Source organism: uncultured Porphyromonas sp. (genome assembly GCF_934359325.1).
Taxonomy (GTDB): domain Bacteria; phylum Bacteroidota; class Bacteroidia; order Bacteroidales; family Porphyromonadaceae; genus Porphyromonas_A.
Map to the genome: position 1 here is coordinate 1 of NZ_CAKRLH010000219.1, position 2,596 is coordinate 2,596.

The window sequence follows — 2,596 nt, forward strand, 5'->3', positions numbered from 1 at the left end:
ACCGCCTACGAGTGGGAGCAGTCCAAGAATAAGCTCATCGGAGCCAAGTCGCAGTACCTCCAGAGCGTCTACACCCGCCTCCTCCGCTCGATCAACCTCACCTACTATCTCACCGGAGCACTGCCCCGATAACTCTTTTATTTCATACCAAACACTATGCGCACCCTCAGATACCTACTTGCCTCCCTCGCCCTACTCGCCGGCTTTGTCGCCGCAGAGGCTCAGGAGCCCGGCCAGGTGCCGGATAAGACCATCACCCTCGACTACTGCCCCACCGACATAACCGCCTCTACAGGCTTCGAGGTGGTGCTCCGTCCCGGCACGGAGAATAAAGTGGACCTCTACGTCGACAATATTGACAAGGTCAAGTGCTCCACCGACGTCTCGAAGAAGTCGCTCCGCATCTCCATAAAGCCCTCCTTTGGGACCATCAAAGACGACGACCACACCTACCTCGCCGTCGTCACCCTCACCGATCTCAATGGTCTCACGGCTCTGAAGGCGGAGACCGGCGCTGAGCTACATATAGACAAGAACTACCGCCCCACCAAGATCGCCCGGCTGGAGCTGAAGTGCTTCACCGGCGGCGAACTGCTCTTCACCGGTGATGCACGAGAAGTGATCGCCACTGCCGCCACCGGGGGCGAGCTCTACCTCTCCGGTAAGCATAGGACACTGAAGCTCAAGTCCAAGACCGGGAGCGAGATCGAGTACACCGGATCCTTCCACCTCGCAGACATGCATGCCGGCACCGGGGGCGAGATCACCCTAACCGGCACCGGCGACACCGTCAGCATCTCCGCCTCCTCAGGTGGCGAGGTGGATGGGAGTGATCTCACGGTGAAGGGCGGCACCCTCGATGCCGATCTCTCCTCCGAGATCACCATCCGCTGCACCGACCGCCGCAACATCACCTGCGATGGCAAGGGTGACATCGAGATCCTCAGTGCCAAGTAAGCTCCCCCTGACACCATTCATACGATGATCGGGTGTGCCAAGATTCCTCTCGGCTCACCCGATCATCATTTCTACCTGGGAAAGTCTTACGGCACCCTTACGACATTATGCCGATGTATGAGAAAGACCTTTGCAAAATGGTCCTTCGCCGAATAGCACCGATTTTTCGGCAGGGACTTTACAGAATACCCCAGATGCAAGGATCTGAGAGTGAGGGCAAAGGGAGTGTGCTTACGCACATGACCAAGCTCGAATCTCGAAAGTGACACCGCAGATGGGGTATTATGCAAAGGTCTAATGAGAGTTTATTTCGTGTCCCGACCCCTTGCGGGTAGCCGCCACATCGGAGATGAGCGATAAGAGAGACTGCTCATCCGCATACCTGAGCATCAGCCTCTCAGACGAGCATCAGATAGTTTACTATCAGACTCAGATGCGTCAGCCCTTCGCCCCCAAACTAAACCCGGTATTAGTGATCACTATTACCGGGTTTAGTGATCACTAATACCGGGTTTAGAATTCACCGAACTCTATCTAGCTCGATACGATACACCCCGGCGCCGGGGTGTATGAGGAGAGGGACCGGCGGGTAAGTCCCTGCGGGATCCGGCGGGTGAGGTAAAACTCAAATGCGTCAGCCCTGGGATTACTTGGCGTAGGAGACGACGCGGCGCTCTCGGATGACGGTGATCTTGACCTGACCGGGGTAGGTGAGCTCGTCCTGTACGCGCTCAGCGATCGCATTGGAGAGCTCGATCGTGCCGGCATCGTCGACCTTGTCGGCTCCGACGACGACGCGAAGCTCGCGACCTGCCTGGATGGCGTAGGTCTTGATCACTCCGGGGTAGGAGAGGGCGAGGTCCTCGAGTGCCTTAAGCCGCTTGATGTAAGCCTCGGCGATCTCACGACGTGCGCCAGGTCGTGCGCCGCTGATCGCATCACAGACCTGCACGATGGGGGCGATGAGGGTGCTCATCTCGATTTCGTCGTGGTGGGAGCCGACAGCATTGCAGATGTCGGGCTTCTCCTTATACTTCTCGCAGAGCTTCATACCGAGGAGGGCGTGAGGCATCTGCGGCTCCTCATCAGCCACCTTGCCGATGTCGTGGAGAAGTCCGGCGCGGCGTGCTTTCTTCGCATCTACGCCGAGCTCAGCAGCCATGACGGCACTCAGGTTGGCGGTCTCTCGACTGTGCTGGAGGAGGTTTTGCCCATAGCTGGAGCGGTACTTCATCTTACCGACGAGGCGGATCAGCTCGGGGTGCATGCCGTGGATACCGAGGTCGATCACGGTCCGCTCACCGGTCTCCATGATCTCCTCCTCGAGCTGCTTCTCAGTCTTCTCGACCACCTCCTCGATGCGGGCGGGGTGGATGCGTCCGTCCTGTACCAGCTCGTGGAGCGAGAGACGCGCCAGCTCGCGGCGGACGGGGTCGAAGCAGGAGAGCAGGATCGCCTCCGGGGTGTCGTCGACGATGATCTCGACGCCGGTGGCCGCCTCGAGGGCGCGGATGTTGCGTCCCTCACGACCGATGATGCGTCCCTTGATGTCGTCGTTGTCGATGTGGAAGACGGTGACCGCATTCTCTATCGCAGTCTCGGTGGCGATGCGCTGGATGGTCTTGACGACGATCTTGCG

General features: G+C 58.9%; 2 protein-coding genes. One reads left to right on the forward strand and one right to left on the reverse strand.

The features are described from left to right. Positions 1-156 precede the first annotated feature (156 nt). The gene (locus tag Q0F21_RS07075; protein ID WP_297238638.1) at positions 157-957 is read left to right on the forward strand and encodes a DUF2807 domain-containing protein; all 801 of its coding nucleotides are present in this window, start codon (positions 157-159) and stop codon (positions 955-957) included. 646 nt (positions 958-1,603) lie between these two features. On the opposite strand, the gene rny is transcribed toward Q0F21_RS07075, so the two are convergent. Next, the coding region (gene rny / locus Q0F21_RS07080; RefSeq protein WP_297238640.1) for a ribonuclease Y at positions 1,604-2,596 on the reverse strand (993 nt) is incomplete at its 5' end.